The sequence below is a fragment of the Bradyrhizobium sp. genome (assembly GCF_035935975.1).
Lineage (GTDB): Bacteria > Pseudomonadota > Alphaproteobacteria > Rhizobiales > Xanthobacteraceae > Bradyrhizobium.
In genome coordinates this window covers 76649-97776 of the sequence record NZ_DASYWN010000064.1, presented here as the reverse complement: position 1 = coordinate 97776, position 21128 = coordinate 76649, and the positions used below count along the sequence as shown (strand labels likewise).

21 protein-coding genes are annotated in these 21128 nt (G+C 60.2%); 15 read left to right on the top strand and 6 right to left on the bottom strand.

Annotated features, from left to right (window positions below):
* Nucleotides 1–13: 13 nt before the first annotated feature.
* Together VGR99_RS39615 and hisN are read left to right on the top strand one after the other, a co-directional pair.
* A complete protein-coding gene (locus VGR99_RS39615) occupies nucleotides 14–991 on the top strand; it encodes an aminotransferase class IV (RefSeq protein WP_326905379.1) in 978 nt (325 codons plus the stop codon).
* Between the two features lie 108 nt (nucleotides 992–1099).
* Nucleotides 1100–1882: a histidinol-phosphatase gene (hisN, locus tag VGR99_RS39610; protein WP_326905378.1), complete on the top strand. Its 783-nt coding sequence runs from the start codon at nucleotides 1100–1102 to the stop codon at nucleotides 1880–1882.
* A gap of 147 nt (nucleotides 1883–2029) precedes the next feature.
* Here the strand turns inward: hisN and VGR99_RS39605 are convergent, their stop codons facing one another.
* The gene (locus tag VGR99_RS39605) at nucleotides 2030–2800 is read right to left on the bottom strand and encodes an SDR family NAD(P)-dependent oxidoreductase (RefSeq protein WP_326905377.1); all 771 of its coding nucleotides are present in this window, start codon (nucleotides 2798–2800) and stop codon (nucleotides 2030–2032) included.
* A gap of 120 nt (nucleotides 2801–2920) precedes the next feature.
* On the opposite strand from VGR99_RS39605, the gene VGR99_RS39600 reads away from it, so the two are divergent.
* The 8 genes from VGR99_RS39600 to VGR99_RS39565 are packed head-to-tail and all read left to right on the top strand — an operon-like array spanning nucleotide 2921 to nucleotide 10483.
* On the top strand, nucleotides 2921–3949 hold the full coding sequence (locus VGR99_RS39600) for a TRAP transporter substrate-binding protein (protein ID WP_326905376.1): 1029 nt from the start codon (nucleotides 2921–2923) through the stop codon (nucleotides 3947–3949).
* A gap of 14 nt (nucleotides 3950–3963) precedes the next feature.
* Nucleotides 3964–5838, top strand: coding sequence for a TRAP transporter large permease subunit (locus tag VGR99_RS39595; RefSeq protein WP_326905375.1), 1875 nt, complete (start codon nucleotides 3964–3966; stop codon nucleotides 5836–5838).
* An 11-nt stretch (nucleotides 5839–5849) separates the two neighbouring features.
* Complete coding sequence (locus VGR99_RS39590; RefSeq protein WP_326905374.1) at nucleotides 5850–6377, top strand: cupin domain-containing protein; 528 nt, start codon at nucleotides 5850–5852, stop codon at nucleotides 6375–6377.
* Complete coding sequence (locus tag VGR99_RS39585) at nucleotides 6374–7168, top strand: alpha/beta fold hydrolase (protein WP_326905373.1); 795 nt, start codon at nucleotides 6374–6376, stop codon at nucleotides 7166–7168. Before VGR99_RS39590 ends, VGR99_RS39585 begins: the two co-directional genes overlap by 4 nt.
* Complete coding sequence (locus tag VGR99_RS39580; RefSeq protein WP_326905372.1) at nucleotides 7165–7959, top strand: aspartate dehydrogenase; 795 nt, start codon at nucleotides 7165–7167, stop codon at nucleotides 7957–7959. Before VGR99_RS39585 ends, VGR99_RS39580 begins: the two co-directional genes overlap by 4 nt.
* Nucleotides 7956–8726 carry an SDR family oxidoreductase gene (locus VGR99_RS39575; protein WP_326905371.1) on the top strand — a complete coding sequence of 257 codons (771 nt, stop codon included), beginning with the start codon at nucleotides 7956–7958 and terminating at the stop codon, nucleotides 8724–8726. The genes VGR99_RS39580 and VGR99_RS39575 overlap by 4 nt, the downstream gene beginning before the upstream one ends.
* Nucleotides 8727–8747: 21 nt before the next feature.
* Complete coding sequence (locus VGR99_RS39570; RefSeq protein WP_326905370.1) at nucleotides 8748–9413, top strand: HAD family hydrolase; 666 nt, start codon at nucleotides 8748–8750, stop codon at nucleotides 9411–9413.
* A complete protein-coding gene (locus tag VGR99_RS39565) occupies nucleotides 9410–10483 on the top strand; it encodes a substrate-binding domain-containing protein (protein ID WP_326905369.1) in 1074 nt (357 codons plus the stop codon). The genes VGR99_RS39570 and VGR99_RS39565 overlap by 4 nt, the downstream gene beginning before the upstream one ends.
* Before the next feature lie 21 nt (nucleotides 10484–10504).
* Here the strand turns inward: VGR99_RS39565 and VGR99_RS39560 are convergent, their stop codons facing one another.
* Nucleotides 10505–11398: a LysR substrate-binding domain-containing protein gene (locus VGR99_RS39560; RefSeq protein ID WP_326905368.1), complete on the bottom strand. Its 894-nt coding sequence runs from the start codon at nucleotides 11396–11398 to the stop codon at nucleotides 10505–10507.
* 110 nt (nucleotides 11399–11508) lie between these two features.
* Here VGR99_RS39560 and VGR99_RS39555 point away from each other — a divergent pair, with 110 nt between their 5' ends.
* From VGR99_RS39555 to VGR99_RS39535, 5 genes are all read left to right on the top strand, one after another.
* Nucleotides 11509–12258: a glucose 1-dehydrogenase gene (locus VGR99_RS39555; protein WP_326905367.1), complete on the top strand. Its 750-nt coding sequence runs from the start codon at nucleotides 11509–11511 to the stop codon at nucleotides 12256–12258.
* Nucleotides 12259–12294: 36 nt separating this feature from the next.
* The gene (locus tag VGR99_RS39550) at nucleotides 12295–13134 is read left to right on the top strand and encodes a transketolase (RefSeq protein ID WP_326905366.1); all 840 of its coding nucleotides are present in this window, start codon (nucleotides 12295–12297) and stop codon (nucleotides 13132–13134) included.
* On the top strand, nucleotides 13131–14141 hold the full coding sequence (locus VGR99_RS39545; RefSeq protein ID WP_326905365.1) for a transketolase family protein: 1011 nt from the start codon (nucleotides 13131–13133) through the stop codon (nucleotides 14139–14141). Before VGR99_RS39550 ends, VGR99_RS39545 begins: the two co-directional genes overlap by 4 nt.
* Before the next feature lie 190 nt (nucleotides 14142–14331).
* A complete protein-coding gene (locus tag VGR99_RS39540) occupies nucleotides 14332–15357 on the top strand; it encodes a TRAP transporter substrate-binding protein (protein ID WP_326905364.1) in 1026 nt (341 codons plus the stop codon).
* Nucleotides 15358–15392: 35 nt separating this feature from the next.
* Complete coding sequence (locus VGR99_RS39535; RefSeq protein ID WP_326905466.1) at nucleotides 15393–17246, top strand: TRAP transporter large permease subunit; 1854 nt, start codon at nucleotides 15393–15395, stop codon at nucleotides 17244–17246.
* 41 nt (nucleotides 17247–17287) lie between these two features.
* On the opposite strand, the gene VGR99_RS39530 is transcribed toward VGR99_RS39535, so the two are convergent.
* Genes VGR99_RS39530 through VGR99_RS39515 form a run of 4 tightly spaced genes read right to left on the bottom strand, consistent with a single transcriptional unit; the run spans nucleotide 17288 to nucleotide 21088 of the window.
* Nucleotides 17288–18178 (bottom strand): SMP-30/gluconolactonase/LRE family protein, encoded by an 891-nt coding sequence (locus VGR99_RS39530; protein ID WP_326905363.1) that lies wholly within the window; start codon nucleotides 18176–18178, stop codon nucleotides 17288–17290.
* 33 nt (nucleotides 18179–18211) lie between these two features.
* Entirely contained in the window at nucleotides 18212–19315 is a 1104-nt protein-coding gene (locus VGR99_RS39525; RefSeq protein WP_326905362.1) for an ABC transporter ATP-binding protein, read from the bottom strand.
* A 10-nt stretch (nucleotides 19316–19325) separates the two neighbouring features.
* Nucleotides 19326–20165, bottom strand: a complete 840-nt coding sequence (locus tag VGR99_RS39520; protein ID WP_326905361.1) for a carbohydrate ABC transporter permease — start codon at nucleotides 20163–20165, stop codon at nucleotides 19326–19328.
* Nucleotides 20162–21088 (bottom strand): sugar ABC transporter permease, encoded by a 927-nt coding sequence (locus VGR99_RS39515; RefSeq protein WP_326905360.1) that lies wholly within the window; start codon nucleotides 21086–21088, stop codon nucleotides 20162–20164. Before VGR99_RS39515 ends, VGR99_RS39520 begins: the two co-directional genes overlap by 4 nt.
* Nucleotides 21089–21128: the final 40 nt, after the last annotated feature.

The following is a 21128-nucleotide window of genomic DNA, read 5'->3' as shown; positions in this document are numbered from 1 at the left end:
AGGGAGAAAGCAAATGGCCGTCCCTGAAGCCAATGAGAGAACGCTCATCTGGCCGCAACTTCCGCATTCAAATCGCCAGGCGATCGATAGCCGCTTTGAAAAGGGAGCAGCCTATGTTGCCGGCGAGTTCTGCCCGATCGAGGAGGCAACGTTGCCTCTGCTCGACTGGGGCTTTCTGCGGTCGGACGCTTGTCAGGAGACCATCTCGACGTGGAACGGCCAGTTCTTCCGGCTACAGGATCATCTCGATCGCTTTGAGCGCTCTTTGAAGCGATTGCGAATGGAATCGCCGGAGACAATCGGCCGCATTCGTGAAATCGCACACAGGCTCGTGGCCATTTGCGGCTATTCGAATGCCTACGTTCAGATCATCATGACGCGCGGGCGGCCACCGATAGGTAGTCGCGATATCAGGCTTTGCAAAAACCGCTTTCAGGCCTTCTGCATGCCGTACATGTGGCTTGCGAAGCCCGAAGTGCAGCAGAAGGGTCTTTCGCTGTTCATCAGCAGACGTGTGCGGGTTCCCTCCGTCTCAGTCGATCCGTTCGTCAAGCACTACCACTGGCTCGATTTCGAGATGAGCTTGTTCGACGGCTTCGATGCCGGAGCCGATACCGTCGTTCTGGTCGATCTGAACGGCAAAATCACGGAGGGCCCTGGGTTCAATTTATTCGCCGACATTGATGGCCGACTCGTGACGCCATCGACCGGTGTGCTGGATGGCATGACTCGTCGGACCACGTTGGAGTTGTGCGAGGAGATGGGAATCGCTGCCGCCGCCGGTTCGATCTCCGAGACGCAGCTCCTGCAATCGAATGAAATCTTCCTCACCAGCACCGCTGGTGGGATTATCCCGATCACGACAGTCGGCGAACTGACCATTGGAGACGGTCTACCTGGACCGAAGACGGTTCAGCTCCATAGGGCCTACTGGTCGCGGCGGGCTACCGGTTGGCTCGGCGAACCGGTGAGGTACGACATTTCGCCGTAACTGAATCCGGTCAGGTTGCCAGACCGGCGTTTGCTTCATTTCAGGGAAAGAAGTCATCGCGACGTTCGGGTGACCCGAGGGCGCCATGGTACGAAATGGAGAGATCTTATGCCGCAATTGCCGAGTGCCGATTTCCTTCACCGTCTGGCAGACGTCGCCGATCGCGAAACCCTGCCACGCTTTCGAAGCGAACTCGCTATCGATACAAAGTTCAAGGAGGGTTACGCGTTCGACCCGGTGACGGAGGCTGACCGGCAAGCTGAAATTGCCGTCCGAACCGCAATCACCGCTGAATATCCTGATCACGCGATTTTGGGTGAAGAAACCGGTCTAACCGGGGATGGTCCTTTCCGCTGGGTGTTGGATCCGGTGGATGGGACGCGCCCGTTCATTTGTGGGCTTCCTGTTTGGGGCACGCTGATTGGCCTGACCGTCAACGGGCGAGCCGAGCTAGGCCTGATGAGCCAGCCCTTCACGGGCGAGCGTTTCTGGGCCGACGCTGATGGGGCGTGGTACGAGCGTCAGGGCAAGCGGCAGCGACTGTCCACGCGAGACGTTGGCACGTTGTCAAACGCAATCCTTCATACGACTTCGCCTGAGCACTATCACGGGGATTTAAAGTCAGGATTTGATCGCTTGGCGGGTTCCGTCAGGATGACCCGCTACGGCGGCGAATGCTATGCGATGGTCATGCTCGCCGCCGGCCGCGTTGACCTGGCCATCGAACCTTCGCTCCAGCCCTACGATATCGTAGCGTTGATTCCCATCATCGAAAGGGCGGGCGGAGTTGTTACGCGGATTGACGGCGGGCGGGCGGAAGAGGGCGGGCCGGTGCTGGCTTCGGCGACTCCTGAACTGCATACGGCGGCTCTTCAGCTTCTCAAAAACTGAGTTGAGCCAATCCGTTTGAGCGGTGTTGAAGTCAAAATGCTCTGCCGCGGTGAAGGGGCCATGCAAGCGGAGAGTTATGTCTCCCATCGCGGCCCAAACACCACCGGCGTTCGCCGCCGTGCGCAACGTTCCCTCCTCGCCGGCGCGTCAGTTCATCCAAAGCCCCCCGGTGACATTTATCGCTTGGCCCGTCATGTAACAGGCTTCGCCCGATGCCAGAAATGCGACAACTTTCGCAACGTCGTCTGGCAGGCCGACCCGTCCTAGCGGAATCTCGGATTCTCGCTCCTTAGCCGTGCGCAGTCCGGCTTCGCGAGATCGTTTGTCCGCCATTTCTCTCATGCCGGTCTCCATGATCGTGCCTGGGCAAACAGCGTTGACGGTGACGCCGGCCGGGGCCAGCTCGGCGGCGAGCGATTGCGTGAGGCCGATCACGGCAAACTTGGATGCGCAGTAGGCGCTATATTGCGCTTTGCCGATCTTGCCGAACCACGAGGCCATGTTGATGATGCGGCCGCTTCCGCGTGCAGTCATGATCGGCGCGACGATACTGCAAAGCGAAAAGACGCCTTCCACATTCACACGAAAAACGGCGCGCCACTCATCGAGCGTCAGCTCACCAATTCTTCCAATGGCGTTGATGGCGGCGTTGTTGATGAGGATGTCCACGTCCCCAAGGTCTGCCCTAAATCGGTCATATGCGTCTCTCAGCGCCGCGGCGTCGCCGACGTCCGCGCGATAGAACATGGCTTCTTTGCCGAAGCGCGAGGCTTGATCGAGGGTCTGCCGGACCTGGACGTCGTCGATATCAAAGATTCCGACCCGACATCCTTCTTCGGCCATGCGGATGGCAACCTTTCGGCCAATGCCCGTTGCTCCGCCCGTAATCAGCACCCTGCGCCCCTCTAACCCATACATCTACAATCTCCGTTCGCTCAAAAATTAGGCGTTTTGACAAAATTCGCCGCTTGACCGCTATCGGGCATAATGATGTAAAGGTTTACTGTAAAGGTTTACATTAAAGAGAGGAGGGATTGCATGTCTGCTCGGTCAATTAGCCGGAGAGGGGCACTGAAATATCTGGTCGCCGGCGCCACGGCAGGCTTGGTCGTCTCGGCGGGCTCTCGCGTAGCTCAAGCGGCTCCTCTGACCCTCCGCTGCGCGACTGTCCTGACGAACGATCCTGAGAATTCGGCAGCCGCGATGTGGTTCGGCAAGTTCGACGAGCTCGTCGGGCTGTATTGCAACAACGAAGTCAAGGTGCAGCTTTTCCCAGATAGTCAGCTGGGCAAGGAGTCCGATGTCGTAGCGTCGATCAAACTCGGTGTAATCGACATGTCGATAGGAGGGTCTTCGGTCTGGGGCACCGTGGTGCCTGAAATCGGAATGCTCGACCTGGGCTACATTTTCCGCAGCTGGGACGGCGTGCGGGAGGCGCTCGACGGGCCGACAGGCGAGGCGCTTTCCAAGCTGCTGCTCGAAAAGGCCGGTGCCCAGGTTCTGGGATGGCACTACAGCCCAGGCGTCCGAAACGTTCTTGCCAAATCGCCGTTCAACACTCCCGCTGAACTGGCGGGCCGCAAAGTTCGCGTCTTGCCGGTCCCGAACTTCATTCAGACGTTGAAGTTGATGGGAGCCGTTGCCACCCCGCTTCCGCTCGGAGAGGTCTACACCGCTCTGCAAGCTGGGGTCATGGATGGCATGGAGCACGACGCGCCGACCGTTCTCGCCGGCAAGTACTACGAAAGCGCGAAGTACTACACGCTGACCAACCACATCTTCAACGCGTTCAATCCGCTCATTTCGACGCGATCGCTGCAAAAGATTCCCGCGCAACATCGCGAGGGGTTCCTTCGAGCAGGCAAGGAGGCGGCTGCGCATGCGCGCGGGCTCGCTCTCAAGGCCGAGACCAAAGCGCTCGGCGAACTGAAGACTCGTGGACTCGAAGTGAGCGACTGCGACCGCGAGGCATTCCGGAACATGGTCAAGCCGCTCTGGGCAGAATTCGCCACCAAGAACCCATCCATGAAACCGTATCTCGACAGCATCGTGTCTCGCAGTTCGTAAAAATGGGGGCTGCAATGGTGGATATGGACGCGGCGTCCGTCGCGACATCTGCTTCGACGAACTGGACCAGACTGCTCGTCCATGCGGTCGATGGACTGAGCGCCCTTCTACTGGGCGTCAATCTAGTGATCGTCCTTGCGTCCGTTTTCTACCGTTACTTCCTTCATGATCCCTTCGAGTGGGCGGACGAGGGGGCGCGCGCCCTTCTCGTCGCGCTCACCTTTGTCGGCGCTGCTTCGGGCATCAGCCGAGAACAGCACGCGGGCATCGAGGCCGTGCTCGCCCGACTGCCCGTGGCCTGGCGAGAATATGCAAAGGCGCTCGGATGTCTCGTCATCATCGCGGTTTCCGCGGCCCTGGCCATATACGGCATTCTTCTGGCGCGCACGGTCGGTAGCCAGGAGACCGCTGCGGGCTTTCCGCAGGTGATCTTTGTCTATCCGGTCGCCATCGGCGGGATATGGATGGTGATCTTCGGGATGATCAAACTCTCCGGATATCGGCTGGTCACAATCTCGAAAGCCTTTGCCGGCGCGATCGCCCTATCCCTGCTGGCCTGGAGTATCAGTCATGTCATGCTGGCCGACTTGCCCTGGGTGCCGCTTGCCCTGATGGCCGGCGCTTTCATCGTGTCGCTGTTGGCAGGCATTCCGATCGCCTTCGCGCTCGGGTTCTCCTCGCTGGTCTATCTGTGGACCAACGACAGCATCCCGGTCGAGATTTTCGCCCAGCAATCGGCGGCCGGCGTCGACAATTTCGTCCTTCTCGCAGTTCCTTTCTTCATCTTGACCGGCTACATCATGGAAGTGAACGGCATGTCCGTGCGGCTGATCGAGATGATTCAGCGTGCGGTCGGTCAGGTCAGGGGCGGGCTCCACATCGTCATGGTGTTGAGCATGATCGTTTTCTCAGGGATTTCAGGCTCGAAGCTCGCCGACGTTGCGGCAGTCGGGTCTGTCCTCGTTCCGGCTGCGCGCAAATCGCGCCAGAATCCCAGCGACGCCGTCGCGCTGCTGGCGGCATCGGCAGTCGTCGCCGAGACCATTCCCCCGTGCGTCAATCTCATCATCCTAGGCTTCGTTGCAAACATCTCCATTTCAGGTCTGTTTCTCGCCGGCATTGTGCCTGCCATCGCGCTCTCTGCCGGCCTCATCGTTCTGTCGATGCTGATGGCTCCCAAGCAATCCAGGGTTGATCTCAGGATTCACCCTGAAGTCAGCAGAAGGGATCTGTGGTTGAGCGGGGTCGCCTGTATTGGCATGTTGCTCGTCATATTCGTCGGCTACCGATCCGGCTTCGCGACGGCGACCGAGATCTCGGCCTTCGCGGCTTTATATGCGCTGGTCGTCGGTGGCGTCATTTTCCGCGATATGAGTCTCGGCAAGATCTATCGTGTTCTGGTTAAATCAGCAGGCCTGGCGGGCATGGTCCTGTTCATCATCGCTCTTGCCCAAACGCTTGCTTTCATCCTGACGATAAACCAGGTACCTCATGCAATCGCGGAGGCATTGATATCCATGGGTCAGCACTACGGCCGATGGTCGTTCGTCGTGTTTGCGATCTTGACCCTGATTGTCATGGGAGCCGTGCTGGAAGGTGCTGCCGCGCTCATCATCTTCGGTCCGATGCTGGTTCCGGTCGCCACCCAACTTGGATTAGATCCTCTTCATTTCGGTACGCTTCTCGTCCTTTCGATGGGCGTGGGCCTGTTCGCCCCGCCGCTAGGTCTTGGTCTCTACGCATGCTGTGCAGTCGGGCAAGTCAGTATCGAATCCGTGACGCGTTCGATCGGCAAGTACTTCGCTCTCGTGTTTCTCGGCATCTTGCTCGTGGCGTTCGCGCCCGAAATCACGCTCGCGTTGCCGAGGCATTTCGGTCTAACCCACTAAGGAGACGCGACGTGGCCACTTACGGAAAAGGCGATGAGACCGGAGGCGCTTTCATGGTCCTCGGTCCAGAGGAAGGACAGAACTTTTGGCAACCTGTCCCTTCAAACGGACACATCTCTGTGAGGGTTGCTCCGAAAATGGTCGAGATGGAGCATCCCATTGGCCTCGGCACACAGACGTTGCCGCCAGGTAGCTATGTTCGCGAACACGTGCACGACAGAAGTGAGGAGGTTCTGCATTTCATCTCGGGAACCGGAAAGGCGGTCGTCGAGGGCGTCGTTCATCACGTCTCGCCGGGAACGACGATCTACGTCGGTAAGAACCGGAGACACAAGTTCATAAACGACGGCGAGACCGAGTTGCATTGGCTTTGGCTCATCGTCCCCAACGGCTTGGAGGACTTCTTTGAAGCTATCGGCCGATCCAAGGCAGCCGGTGAAGCGCCACCCGCGCCGTTTCCGCGTCCGGAGAATGTTTTAGAGATCGAGCGCCAGACCGTGTTCGGCCTTCCGATTGCCGACAAGGGCGCTGGCCTATGATGTTTCTGAACGCCCGAGACGGTTGCCGTCTATGTGTCGAAACGACCGGGTCTGGCAAGGCAATCGTGCTGATCCCAGGCTTGGGAGGCGCGGCAAGTTTTTGGTCGGCCATGGCGCCAGGATTTGCTGATGGGCGCCGCGTGATTTCTTACGATCACCGCGGCGCCGGCAGGAGCGACAGGCCGGACGGGGCCTATGAGATCGAAATATTGGCTGAAGACCTGATCGACATGCTGGATGCGCTCGGGATCGAGCGCGCAGACCTCGTCGGTCATTCCACCGGGGGCGCGATAGCGCAGGTCGTCGCGCGCAATCACCCGGCCCGTGTCGGGAAGATCGTCCTGTCCGCCACCTGGCACCGACCGGATACTCGCTTTCAAACACTGTTTCGTCTGCGGCTCGAGGTTCTCGAGTCGTTGGGACCGGAGAGCTACGCACGATTGACACAGGTCATTGGATTTCGTCCCGACTGGCTCGTGAGCCATCCGGAACTGGTCGAGCAGGCGGCGGCCCGGGCGCGCGCCGATCTGGAACCCATCAGCGTTTCCTCATCGCGCATCCAGATGCTGCTCGCGTTCCAAGGCGTGGACGACCTCGCGCATATATCCCAAGAGACCCTCGTTCTCGGCGCGACCGATGACATGATCGTCGCCTATGCCCAGTCTGTCGCGCTCGCAAACGGAATCCCGAGCGCCACGTTGCTGCCGTATGACGGAGGCCACTTCTTTCCTAGAGTTTATCCGGATCAGTTCGTGCGAGATGTGCGCTCCTTCCTGGACGGTGCTCTATGACCGCGGAGCGACGCCTTGCTTTGATCGGCTATGGCGCCATGGCTCGCGCGACCATGGCTGGACTTACGCAGAGGCAGCCATCGCTACCCGCAACAGCGGTGCTGGTCCGTTCGAGCCAATATGCTTTGCAACGTGGTATTGCAGCCTTTCGGACTGTCGACGATCTGATCGCGTGGAAGCCGGATTTGGTGGCTGAATGTGCAAGCCAACTCGCGGTAGCGACAAATGTACCCGCGCTTTTGGCCGCTGGGATCGACGTCATTATCGCATCGATCGGAGCGCTTGCCGACCGCGGCGTGCTGCAGCGGATCGAAGCTGCTGCCGCTTCCGGAGGCGCGAGATTTCATCTGGTTTCCGGCGGTGTGGGAGGGCTTGATTGCCTAAGCGCGGCGAAACTGGCGGGCCTTGACGCAGTGACCTATGTCGGCAGAAAGCCGCCGCGGGCCTGGCGGGAGACGCCGGCACAAGCTGCGTTCGATCTCGAAGCAATGGCGAAGGCTACCGTCATATTCGAAGGAACTGCGCTGGATGCCTGTCGACTCTTTCCAAAGAACGCCAATGTGACGGCGGCGATCGCGCTTGCCGGTATCGGTTTTGAGCGGACCACAGTCCGCCTCGTTGCCGATCCTGATACGATCCTTAACAGGCATGAAATCCGCGCACATGGCCGGGCCGGCGAGATTGAAGTCCGCCTTTCGAATGAAGCGTTGCCCGACAATCCCAAGACTTCTTGGCTGGCGTCCTTGAGCGTCGAGCAGGTGGTCAGACGGGAACTCCTCTTGAGTCGATGAAAGATCAGCAGATCATGCGATTGAAGAATAAAGTTGCCATCATTACTGGGGCCGCCGCCGGAATCGGCGCAGCGACTGTCAAACTGTTCGCTGCGGAGGGTGCGCGTGTCGTGGTCGCCGACTGGAATGAGGCCGGCGCTCGCGCACTTGCACAGGAAATCGGTGAATCTGCATTCCCGATCGCGGTCGACGTTCGCAATTCCGCGGCCGTCCGATCGATGGTATCGGCTTGCGTCGAGCGATTCGGAAAGCTTGATGTTCTCGTCAATAATGCGGGCAAGGGGGCGCTCGGAACCGTCGTGACAGCGAACGAGGAAGAATGGGACGATATCGTTTCGATCAACCTCAAGAGTATCTTTCTGTGTTCGAAATTCGCCATCCCGATCATGGCTTCATCCGGCGGTGGCGTAATCGTCAACACGGCGTCGAATATTGCTCAAGTCGGTATCAAGGATCGTGCGGCCTACGTCGCGGCCAAGGGTGGGGTCGCTTCGCTGACGCGCGCCATGGCTCTCGATCATGCCGCGGAAAATATTCGCGTGAATGCCGTTTGTCCCGGTGTTATCTGGTCGACCTATTTCGACAAGATGCTGCAGGAAGTGCCTGATCCCGATGCCTTCATCGCGGGATTGAAAGCGAGGGCGCCGATGGGGCGCGTGGGACAGCCCGAGGAGATTGCTTCCATGATGCTGTGGCTGGCCTCGGAAGAATCGTCATTTGCGACGGGCGGCATGTTCACGGTCGATGGGGGTATGACCGCCTGGTGAGGAAGGAATGCTCGCGCTCAAATGTACGGATTAGCTTGCATTGGCCGCCGTCCAGAGGCTGCCATCCTTGATTTCGACGGCGTTATCTTGCGGTCGGTCGAAATCAAGGCTCAAGCCTTTAGTGAGATCTATCGCGGCGAAGAGCCGGCCAGGATCGCCGAGATCATGGCGTATCAACATGCACACGGAGGGGTGAATCGCCGAGAGAAATTTCGCTACTTCGAGCGTGAGGTCTTTGGTAGAGTTGGCGATGAAGGCGCGATCGAGATGCTGTCGGCGCGCTATACATCCATCGTCCACGAAGCGGTAGTTCATTGCCCCTGTGTCGACGGTGCGCTGGACTTCATTATGTCGAATTTTCGTCGGATCGCTCTCCACGTAGTGTCTGGCACGCCGGAGAACGAGCTTATCGACATCACCGAACGACGTGGGTTGAAACCGTATTTCCGAACGATCGTCGGCTCACCCGTCCAGAAACTGGAGGCGTTTCGTCGCATTATCGAAACGAGCACGCTAGCGGCCGACCAAGTCGTTGCGGTCGGCGATTCCCGTACGGAACAAGCGGCGGCTGAGAAACTAGGCATACCGTTTGTAGGCATCGTGGACTATAGTAAGCCCAACCCGTTTCCGAATTCCGTGCCCGTTTTGAGCGACCTCGAAGGTCTCGCGGACTTATTGCACCTATGAACGAAGAGCCGACCGAAGAGATCCGGACCGACCTAATCGAGGAGGAATCGGCAGCGAAGTCGCCATCAAAACGAGGCGTGTTTCGCGTGGCTGAAATGGCGGGCGTTTCGATAGCGACCGTTTCGCGGACCTTCAACGATCCGCAAAGAGTGAGAAAAGATGTCCGGACGCGGGTCTTGGAGGCCGCCACCGCCGCAGGCTACGTGCCCAACTCGGCCGCGAAGGCCCTGCGCTTGCAGCGAACGCGCGTGATCGGCGCAGTGATACCAACGCTCGATCATGCGATTTACGCAAAGCTCGTCAACGGCATGCAGGCTCGGCTTGCGGACGACGGCTACACTGTCATCGTCCTCTCAGTTGGGTTCGACAACAGCAACGTTTTCGAAGCAGTGCGTCGTATCGTCGAGCGAGGTGCGGAAGCCTTGATGATGGTCGGTCGCGTCGTCGATGAGAAGCTGCGCCACTTTCTCGAAACCAAACAAATACCCTTCGTTCAAACCTATTCATTCGTGCCGGGCAGCGATGAGCTGTCAGTCGGAATCGACAATTTTTCGGCAATGCGCGATATCGTTGATCATCTGCTTGATCTCGGGCATACGAATCTCACGATGATTGCCGGCCCAACAGCGGGAAACGATCGTCAAATAAGTCGCAGGGCGGCTTTTCAAGATAGTCTTAAGAAGAGAGGAATTACCGTTCCTCGTCCGATCATCGAGAAGACATATCGATTTGAAAGTGGCATTCAAGCGCTAAAGGAAATCCGAGACTTTTTCCCTGAAACTACGGCAATCATTTGTAGTAGCGACATACTGGCGTTCGGCGTCTTACACGCCTGCCGGCTGGCTCGAATCGATGTTCCAAGTGACATATCCGTAACCGGATTCGATGATTTGGATTTCGCGCAATACCTTTGGCCGCCGCTCACGACGGTGGCCATCAGGTCGGAAGAGATGGGCCGCATCGCGGCTGAGCGAATCGTCGCAATCCTCGATGGGGACACAGTTCAGTCGGAGTGCCTGGCCACTCAGCTTATTGTTAGATCCTCGACCGGCCGTGCGCCTGTTCGCTAGGCATCGCGTACCCTCATGATCCTATACCTTGCGGATGCCCTCGCCGCCGAGTTGCGCTACGACCCAATCTGCAAAAGCTCGCACCGCGGACCTTTGGCGGCTGGCGCGCGGGTAGATCAGACGGTGACCGACATAACGAATATCAACTGCACGTCCTGCCAATGGGGCCACCAATCGTCCGCTCGCTAGTTCGCGTTCGGCAAGAAGCGTAGATTCTAGCGATACTCCCAATCCCTCCGCAGCCGTCGCAATCGCTAGAAAACTCCGGTCAAATCTCATGCCATGAAGCGCAGGAGCTTCCAACCCGTTCGCGGCGAACCATTGATGCCACTGAATCTGCTTCACATCGGAGCGAATCAGCGTCTGGTCGAGAAGATCGGCCGGCTTTCTTATCGATTTAGCGAGAGCGGGAGAGCAGAGAGGGGTGACCGTTTCCTCGGGGAGAGGAACGACCTCAACGCCTTCGGCGCGTGGCGGCCCATAAACAATATCGATATCGAAATCGTCGTTACTGAAACGTGCGTAGTCCGTGCTTGCTGCTAATCGAACCTCGAGCTTGGGGTAAGCGGCGAGAAATTGTGCAAGCCGAGGTGCCAGCCATTGCGCCGCAAAGCTCGGCGCGGAATGCACGCGCACCAATTGCGGTCCGCGCGCGGCGACTTCCTCAAGGCCGCGGCGAAGCTGATCAAACGCAGCGCCGGTATGACGCATCAAATTCTCGCCGGCCGGCGTGAGCCGCACGGAACGCGCGCTGCGCTCGAATAGAACGGTCCGAAGCGTGCCCTCGAGCTTGCGGATGGCATGACTGACCGCACTCGGCGTCAGGTGAAGCTCATTCGCCGCATCGCGAAACGATCCGGTGCGGGCCGCGGCTTCAAAAGCACGTATTGCCGATATGGGGATGTTGGACAACATACCATAAGTGAACCAGATTCATCGATCCGTGACAACTGTGCGCTTGTCCGTCGGTACTGCGCAGGTCATTTCTTGTCTCGCGAATGAAGAACAATGTGCGGGAGGAACTGATGCTGCTCAGCGGTAAGACGGCCATCATTTCGGGCGCGGCTTCGCCGCGCGGGATCGGGCTCGCCACGGCCCGGCGGTTCGTTGCCGAGGGCGCTCGGGTTGCCATTCTTGATATCGACGGCGGCGCTGCGGCGGATGCTGCGGCATCCCTAGGAAAGTCCCACATCGGGCTCCGCTGCGACGTTGCCGACAAGTCGTCCTGCGAAGAGGCGGTCGCCAGCGCGGTTGAAGCGTTCGGGAGCGTCGATATTCTCATCAACAATGCCGGCATCACCCAGCCGGTGAAGCTCCTGGATATTTCGGCGGCCGATTGGGACCGCATCCAGGACGTCAATCTGAAGGGGGTTCTGTTCCTCTCGCAGGCCGTGATCCCGCACATGCGTGCACGCAAATCCGGGTCGATCGCCTGCATGTCGTCGGTCTCGGCCCAGCGCGGCGGTGGAATTTTCGGCGGCCCGCACTATTCCGCTGCGAAAGCCGGCGTGCTCGGTCTCGCCAAGGCGATGGCCCGCGAGTTCGGTCCCGACGGCATCCGCGTCAATTGCGTCACGCCCGGCCTGATCGGTACCGATATCACCGCCGGCAAGCTGACGGACGAGATGAGGGTGAAGATCCTGGAAGGCATTCCGCTGAACCGTCTCGGCACCGCAGAAGACGTTGCCGGCATCTACACCTTCCTCGCCTCGGATCTGTCTGCCTACGTCACCGGCGCCGTGATCGACGTCAACGGCGGCATGCTGATCCACTGAACCAGCGAGACAAGGTCGAGACCGAAGGAAACGCCTGTGAACACGCTGACCAACACTCCCAAGCTGGCGGACCGCGCCTACAACATTCGCCGCAACGCGCTGCGCATGGGCGAGGTCCAAGGCCAGGGCTATATCGCGCAGGCCCTGGACATCTCCGACGTCCTCGCTGTGGCCTACTTCCACGCCATGCGCTACCGGCCTGAAGATCCGTCCTGGGAGGAGCGCGATCGCTTCCTGCTGTCCAACGGGCACTACGCCATCGCGCTCTACGCGGCCTTGATTGAGGCGGGGATCGTCCCTGAGGAAGAACTTGAAACCTACGGAAGCGACGAGAGCCGTCTGCCGATGTCGGGCATGGCCTCCTACACGCCCGGCATGGAAATGTCGGGCGGCTCGCTAGGACTGGGCCTCAGCATCGCGGTCGGCATGGGCCTCGGCCTCAAGCGCAAGACATCGGCAGCCCGGGTCTACACGTTGTTCTCCGATGGCGAACTCGACGAAGGCTCGGTCTGGGAAGCCATCCAGTCGGCAGGCCATTACAAGCTCGACAATCTCATCGGCATCGTCGATGTCAACAATCAGCAGGCGGACGGGCCTTCGACCCAGGTGATGGCGTTCGAGCCGCTGGTCGACAAGCTCGAGGCGTTCGGCTGGTTCGTGCAGCGCATCGACGGCAACGATCTCGATGCGGTGGTGGCCGCGTTCGATGCCGCCAAGTCGAATCCCGCGGCCAAGCCGCGCATGATCGTTGCCGACACGCTGATGGGGAAGGGCGTTCCCTTCCTCGAGCAGCGCGAGAAGAACCATTTCATCCGCGTCGAGCAGCATGAATGGCAGCTCGCGCTCGAGGCGCTGGCCGCCGGGAGGCAGGCATGAAGACCGTCAGACCAGCACCACAGCCGGGCAAGCCCCGTCTGACCACCTCGGCCATGATCGCCTCGATCGCCACCGAGGGACAGAGAACGAGGTCGGCGCCCTTCGGCAACGCGCTCGTCGCGCTCGCGCGCAGCCGGCCGGAGGTGGTCGGCATGACCGCCGATCTTGGCAAATACACCGACCTGCACATCTTCGCGAAGGAATTCCCGGACCGCTATTATCAGATGGGCATGGCCGAGCAGCTGCTGTACGGCGCGGCCTCCGGCTTGGCCGCCGAAGGGTTCATGCCGTTCGCGACCACCTACGCCGTGTTCGCATCGCGCCGGGCCTACGATTTCATTCACCAGACGATCGCGGAGGAAGACCGCAATGTGAAGATCGTCTGCGCGCTGCCCGGCCTGACCTCGGGCTATGGCCCGAGCCACCAGGCCGCCGAGGATCTCGCGCTGTTCCGCGCCATGCCCAACATGACGGTCATCGATCCCTGCGATGCCCACGAGATCGAGCAAGTCGTGCCGGCCATTGCAGCGCATAGCGGGCCGGTCTATATGCGCCTGCTACGTGGCCAGGTCCCGGTCGTGCTGGACCAATACGACTACAAGTTCGAGCTCGGAAAGGCCAAGCTGATCCGTGACGGCAAAGACGTCCTGGTCGTCTCGTCCGGCATCATGACCATGCGCGCCCTCGAGGCCGTACAAAGCCTGAAGAACGATCGCATCGATGTCGCGGTGCTGCATGTTCCAACTATCAAGCCGCTCGATGCGGAGATGATCTTGCGTGAAGCCGGCAAGTCCGGTCGCCTTGTCGTCGTCGCCGAAAACCACACGACGATCGGCGGTCTCGGCGAGGCGGTCGCCGCACTGCTGATGCGTTCGGGCGTCCACCCGCCTTTCCGTCAGATTGCATTGCCGGACGAGTTTCTTGACGCCGGCGCGCTACCGACGCTGCACGACCGCTACGGGATCTCCACCGCGGAGGTCGCGAGGCAGATCAAGCACTGGCTTTAGCGCACCTGCGTTAAGCGCCGACCAGACCAAACCAGTGAAGGGGCTCCGCCCGCCGCATGTTGCGGCGGCGGGTGATGGCTCTTGCCCAAATGCCGGCGGCCGAGAGCCGGTGAAGAAACAGACCGCAAAGCTGCGCCGTGGAAGGCGGAGCAGCCGGCACCATTCTCAAATATTAGTTCAGGAGGAAACTATGACTGTCGCGAAGTCCGCAAAGATCAGCCGCCGCTCGCTCCTAATGGCCGCCACGGCCGTACCTCTCTGCGGGATTTTGACCCGCCCGGCATCGGCCGCCGAGTTCGTCTACAAGTTCGCGACCGGACAGGATCCAACGCATCCGGTGAATATCAGGGCGCAGGAAGCCATCGATCGCATCAAGGAAGCGACCAGCGGCCGCATGGAGATCAGGCTGTTCCCGGCCAACCAGCTCGGCTCGGACACCGAGCTCTTGACTCAGGTTCGCAGCGGCGGCGTCGAGTTCTTCAACCAGTCGTCCTCGATCCTCGCCACGCTGGTGCCGAGCGCCGGCATCGTGAATACCGGCTTCGCCTTCGGCGACTACGACAGCGTCTGGAAAGCGATGGACGGCGATCTCGGCACCTACATCCGGGCGCAGATCGCCAAGACGCCGATCATGGCGGTCTCCAAGGCGTGGGACAACGGCTTTCGTCAGGTGACGTCCTCGGGTCGCGAAATCCGCACGCCGGATGATCTCAAGAACTTCCAGATCCGTGTTCCGCCTGCGCCGCTTTTGACCTCGCTATTCAAGGCGCTCGGCGCGGGTCCTACGCCGATCAATTTCAACGAGGTCTATTCCGCGTTGCAGACCAAGGTCGTTGACGGCCAGGAGAATCCGTTGCCGATCATCGCGACGGCGCGGCTCTACGAGGTGCAGAGCACGTGCAGCCTGACCGGACACGTCTGGGACGGCTACTGGATCCTCGGCAACAAGCGCGCCTTTGAGCGACTTCCCAAGGAAGTGCAGGAGATCGTCACGCGCGAGCTCGACCTCTCCGCCATCGATCAGCGCGCCGATATCGCAAAGCTCAGCCAGTCTCTGCGCAACGATCTCTCCGCCAAAGGCCTCAAATTCGTCGACGTTGATCGTGCCGCCTTCCGCCAGGCGCTGTCCAAAACCAGCTTCTATTCCGACTGGAAGACCAAGTTCGGCGAGGAGGCGTGGTCGCAACTCGAAAAAGCCGCAGGCCAGCTATCATGAGCACCGCCAGCGATACGTCGCATGTCGATGCCGGTATGGCGGCCGGCCAGTCTCAAGCAGGCTCGCGCAGCTGGGTGATCACGGCCAACGCCGTGCTCGGCCATGTCGTTGCGATCCCGGCAGCATTGCTCGTGCTAGCCGAGATCGCCGTATTGTCCGCCGGGATCGTCGGCCGATACGTGTTTCGCTCGCCGATCGTATGGTCGGACGAGTTGGCGGGGATCCTTTTTCTCTGGCTCGCGATGCTGGGATCGGTGATTGCGTTCCAGCGTGGCGAGCACATGCGGATGACCGCCATCGTCGGCGTGCTCCGTGCCGAAACCCGTGCGTTCCTGGATGTGGTGGCGGCCGCGGCATCGCTGGCATTTCTTGCTCTCGTTGTCTGGCCGGCCTATGAATTTGCGGCCGACGAGGCCTTCGTCACGACACCGGCACTCGAGATCGTCAACAGCTGGCGCGCGGCGGCGTTGCCAATCGGCATCGGCTTGATGCTGATCGCAGCGGTCCTCCGGTTGATCCGGATCGCGAGTCTGCGCAGCCTGCTGGGTTCGGCCACGATGGTCGCGGGTATCATTGCGGCGTTCATTCTGCTCGCCCCCTTCTTGAAGCCGCTTGGCAATTTGAACCTTCTAATCTTCTTCGTTTTCGTTGTGGGAGCGATGGTCTTCGCGGCCGTGCCGATCGCGTTCGCGTTCGGACTTGCCACCGTCGGCTATCTCGCCTTGACGACCAGCACGCCCGACGTGGTGATGATCGGACGAATGGATGAAGGAATGAGCCACCTGATCCTGCTCGCGGTGCCTCTCTTCGTCTTTCTCGGCCTGCTGATCGAGATGACGGGTATGGCCCGCGCCATGGTCACCTTCCTGGCGAGCTTGCTAGGCCATGTCCGCGGTGGGCTGCACTACGTCTTGGTTGGAGCGATGTACCTGGTGTCGGGGATCTCCGGCTCCAAAGCGGCGGATATGGCTGCCGTGGCTCCGGTCCTGTTTCCCGAAATGCGGCAGCGCGGGGCCAAGCCCGGCGATCTCGTTGCGCTCCTGGCTGCGACGGGGGCGCAGACCGAGACGATTCCGCCCTCGCTGGTTCTGATCACGATCGGCTCGGTGACCGGTGTATCGATCTCGGCCCTGTTCACCGGCGGGTTGCTGCCGGGCGTGGTGCTCGCGGTCATGCTCGCGGCCATCGTGTGGTGGCGATACCGCCGCGAGGACCTGTCCCACGTTAAAAGGGCGACCGGGCGGGAGATCGGCCGCGCTTTTGTCATCGCCATTCCGGCCATCGCGCTGCCATTCGTGATCCGGACCGCGGTCGTCGAGGGTGTCGCGACGGCAACGGAGGTCTCGACCATTGGTATCCTGTACTCGGTCTGTGCGGGTCTCCTCATTTACCGGCAGTTCGACTGGCGCCGCATTTATCCGATGCTGGTCGAGACGGCCTCGCTGTCGGGGGCGATCCTGCTCATCATCGGCGCGGCGACGGGCATGGCTTGGGCGCTGACCCAGTCGGGATTTTCTGCCTCGCTTGCAAAGTTCATGACTAGCCTTCCCGGCGGCGTCCCTGTCTTCCTGGCCGTCACGATCGTGACTTTCGTCATCCTGGGCAGCGTGCTGGAAGGGATCCCGGCCATCGTGCTGTTTGGTCCGCTCCTGTTCCCGATCGCGCGGCACGTTGGGGTACACGATGTCCACTACGCGATGGTGGTCGTTCTCGCCATGGGCATCGGCCTGTTCGCGCCGCCGTTCGGCGTCGGCTATTACGCGGCCTGCGCAATCAGCCGCATTAATCCGGACGAGGGCATGAAACCCATCGTGGGCTACATGATCGCGCTCTTGATCGGAACACTGATTGTCGCCGCCGTACCCTGGCTGTCGATCGGATTCCTTTGACGAATGGCTGAACGCCTTGCGGGGTACCGCCAGGCATCTCGTTAGGCGAATTTTGGCAGGTGCAGCGGCAGACCTTCGCAGGGCATATCGATCTCTTCAACCTGGCCCTTGCCGACTTCAGTGACGCGCAGCTTCTTGCCTTCGAGCGCAAAGGCACAATTCGTCGGCTGGTGCCCATCCAGGATCAGACGATCGGCCACCTCGCCCCGACGGTCCAGGACCGTGACGTTCTTCTGGTTGTAAACTGTGCAATAGAGCCTTCCATCCCCGCCGAAAGCCATTCCATCCGGCCCCTTGAAATCGGGATTGGTATCGGGTTGCAGGACGTTGCCGAAGACAATGCGCTGCGGCGAGGTCTTGCCGAGCACGTCATAACGGTAGATCTCGCCGGTAAAGGACGCATTGGCATAGAGGTGATTGTCGGGGCCGAATGCGATGCCGTTAGTGAAGCGGATCTTTCGATCGAGGACGCGCAGAACCTTCATGGCTGCCGGATCGATCTCATACACGCGGCCGTCCCAATGGAGGTCCATAAATCCATCGACGAAGGCCTGTCCGTTGATGAAATCCTCGGCTGCCATGCCGGAATCGGTCATGTAGAGCAATCCGTTCGGACCAAAGCAGAGGTCGTTCGGGAACAGGAAGCGCTCCGCGCCTTCGCCCTGCATGCGCCGGATCTCGTTTCCGCCTTCGTCGATGCAGATCAGCGCCTGCAGGCCCGCTTCCGCGATCCAGATCCGGCCGTGGCCATCTGTCGTCAGTCCGTTCGGACGGCCGCCGGTCGTCCGGATCACCCTGCGATTGCCGCGAGAGTCAAGCCGCGTGACGCAGAGGGTCGAGGCAGACATCTCCGTGACGTACATCGATCCGTGCGGCAGGCACACCGGGCCCTCGGGCGCTCCGATTTCGGTGGCAAACAGTCTCGACGCCATTGTTTTCTCCCGTTCTCGAATTGTCGGCGCTCTTTAGGCGATGACCATGCCGCTGGCCGGATCGATCAGCACCACGCGATTGAGGTCGATGGCGAGATCGATCCGCTCGCCGTGACTGCCGACGTCGTGAGCCTGCAACTCGGCAACCGCATCCACACCGCCGATCTTGACAGTGGTGAACGTACGGGTTCCCGTCGGCTGAATGAGATCTGCGACGGCGGAATAGGGGACGACTCCGTCGCGGAGAGGTCCGCTGCCAGCACGGCTGAAATGCTGGGGACGAATGCCGACGAGAACTTGTTGTCCATCCGCGCTGCTCAGTGACTTGGCCTTTGCGCTCGGAAGCTCTAGACCCTCGCCGGACTGAAATGAAACTGCTGCTCCGCCGCTGTCCCTTCTGAGGATCGCTGGTATGAGGTTGATAGAGGGAGAGCCGAGGAAACTGGCTACAAAGCCCGTGCGTGGCTGTTCGAACAGCTCGAGCGGAGGGCCTTGCTGCTCGATCTGTCCGTCGCGCAAGAGCACGATGCAGTCCGCCAGCGTCATCGCCTCGACCTGATCGTGGGTGACGTAGATCATCGTCGTCGTGATCTCGTGATGCAGGCGCTTGATTTCGGTCCGCATCTCGTCGCGCAGCTGAGCGTCGAGATTCGACAGCGGCTCGTCGAACAGGAACAGGTCGGCCTTGCGGACTATGGCCCGGCCGATGGCGACCCGCTGGCGCTGTCCACCGGAGAGCTGACGTGGATAGCGCTGCAGGAGGCTGCCGATCCCGAGCATCTCGGCTGCTTCGCCGACCCGCTTCCTGATTTCAATCTCGGGAGTCTTGCGGGCGTGCAGACCGAAAGCGATGTTCTCGTTGACGGTCAAATAGGGGTACAGCGCATAATTCTGAAACACCATCGCAATGTTGCGCTCGCGCGGGCGCAGATCGTTGACCACTGCACCGCCGATCGCGATGGTTCCACCGTCCGGATCCTCAAGACCGGCGATGGTTCGCAAGAGAGTGCTCTTGCCACAGCCTGACGGCCCTACAAGCACTGCGAATTCGCCATCAGCGATGGTGAGATCGACCCCCCGAACCGCATGCACGTTGCCGTAATATTTGTGTATCCCGGACAGCTTGACGCCAGCCACTCTGCTCTCCCTAACCCTTGACCGCGCCTAAGGAGATACCGCGCACGAGATAGCGCTGCATCACCGAGACGGCGACGAAGATCGGCAGCGTGCCGAGGACCGACATAGCCGCAATCTTTCCCCAGAAATTGGATTGTCCGCCAAAGTAGTGCGTCAGCATGACCGGAAACGTGATGACTTCGGTGCGGGTGAGCACCAATGCGAAGAGAAAGTCATTCCAGGCGAACACGAAGGTGAACACCGACGTCGCCATGAGTCCCGGACGCACCATTGGGAAGACGACCTTCCAGATCACTTCCCATCGATTGAGGCCGTCGACGAGCGCGCTTTCCTCTAGCTCCATCGGAACGTCGACGATGTAGCCGCGCATCATCCATATCACATAGGGAAGATTGAACGCCGTGTAGAGCAGGATCAGCCCGAAGTAGCAGTCGACCAGACCGAAATTGACGTAGATCAGAAAGATCGGAAAGACGACCGCAATCGGCGGGATCATCCGCTGCGAGATGATCCACATCGCGAGGTTCTCGCCGCCGGTCCCGAAACGGGCGAGACTGTAGGCGCAGAGCGTCCCCAGAACGATCGCGATGCCGGAACTAAGGCCAGCAACGATCAGGCTGTTCAGAATGGCAAGGACGTCGCCATCTTTGAACAGGACGTAGTAGTTCGAGAACTGGATCTGCCCCGGGACCCATACCGGCGGCACATGATAGATCTCGTCCGGGGTCTTGAACGAAATCATGAACAGCCAATAGACCGGAAACAGAAACAGCAGGGTCACGACGCCAGCGCCGAGATAGCGAAGCGCCAGGATGCGGAGCTTTCTCGCCGGAAGCTTGGCAACGCTCATCGCGCAAGCTCCATGCGTTTGAGAACCAGGGTGGTAATGATCGTGAGCAGGGCAATGACCAGGAAGGAGATCGCGGCCGTATAGCTGGTCTCGAACTGCGAGAAGCCCTGCACATAGGTGTAGAGCGAGATGGTCTCGGTCATGGAACCCGGCCCGCCCTCGGTGAGGGCCCAGATGATGTCGAAGATGCGGACGAGGTCCAGGCCCCGGATCAGGCAGGCCACGGCGACCACGGGCGCGATCGCAGGCAGAACGATTGCGCGGAGGACGCGCAGGTACGACGCACCATCAATCTCCGCAGCTTCGAGCTGGGATTGGTCGACATTAGAGAGCGCCGCGAGCAGCAGCAGGAACATAAAGGGCGACCACTGCCAGACCTCACAAATGATGATCGCCGGATAGACGTAAGCGGGATTGACGGTCCACAAAATTCGGACCGGCTCGCCGGCGATAGAGCTAAGGATCTCACCGACCGGACCGAAACGGACGTCGAACATGAGGCGCCAGGTCGCTCCCGCAACGATCGGAGAGATCACCGTCGGAAGCACCAGCAGCGCGACAAAGATCTGGCGTCCGGGCATGCGATCGATGAAGAGCTGCGCCATTAGAAAACCGATCAGCAGCTCCAGGGGTAGGGCGACTGCCGTGATGATAGCCGTATGACCTAGCGACGCCCAAAGGCGAGCGTCCCTGAACAGCTCCGCATAGTTCAGGAGGCCGACAAAGGACGTGTCGCTCTCGGTCATCGTGATGTGCTGGAAGCTCACGATCAGCGAGTAAAGGAGAGGAAACAATCCGACGAGGAGAAGGATCAGAATGGCCGGCGCGACGATGAGATAGGGCAGGCGGTCCTCAAGCATGCGCCCGAAACGGCTAGGGCGGCGTTGCTCGCTGCGGTCGAGACTTGCGGAAAGCGTCATCATCAGTCCAGGAAGTGGTACCGCACGAGAGGCCTACACCTCC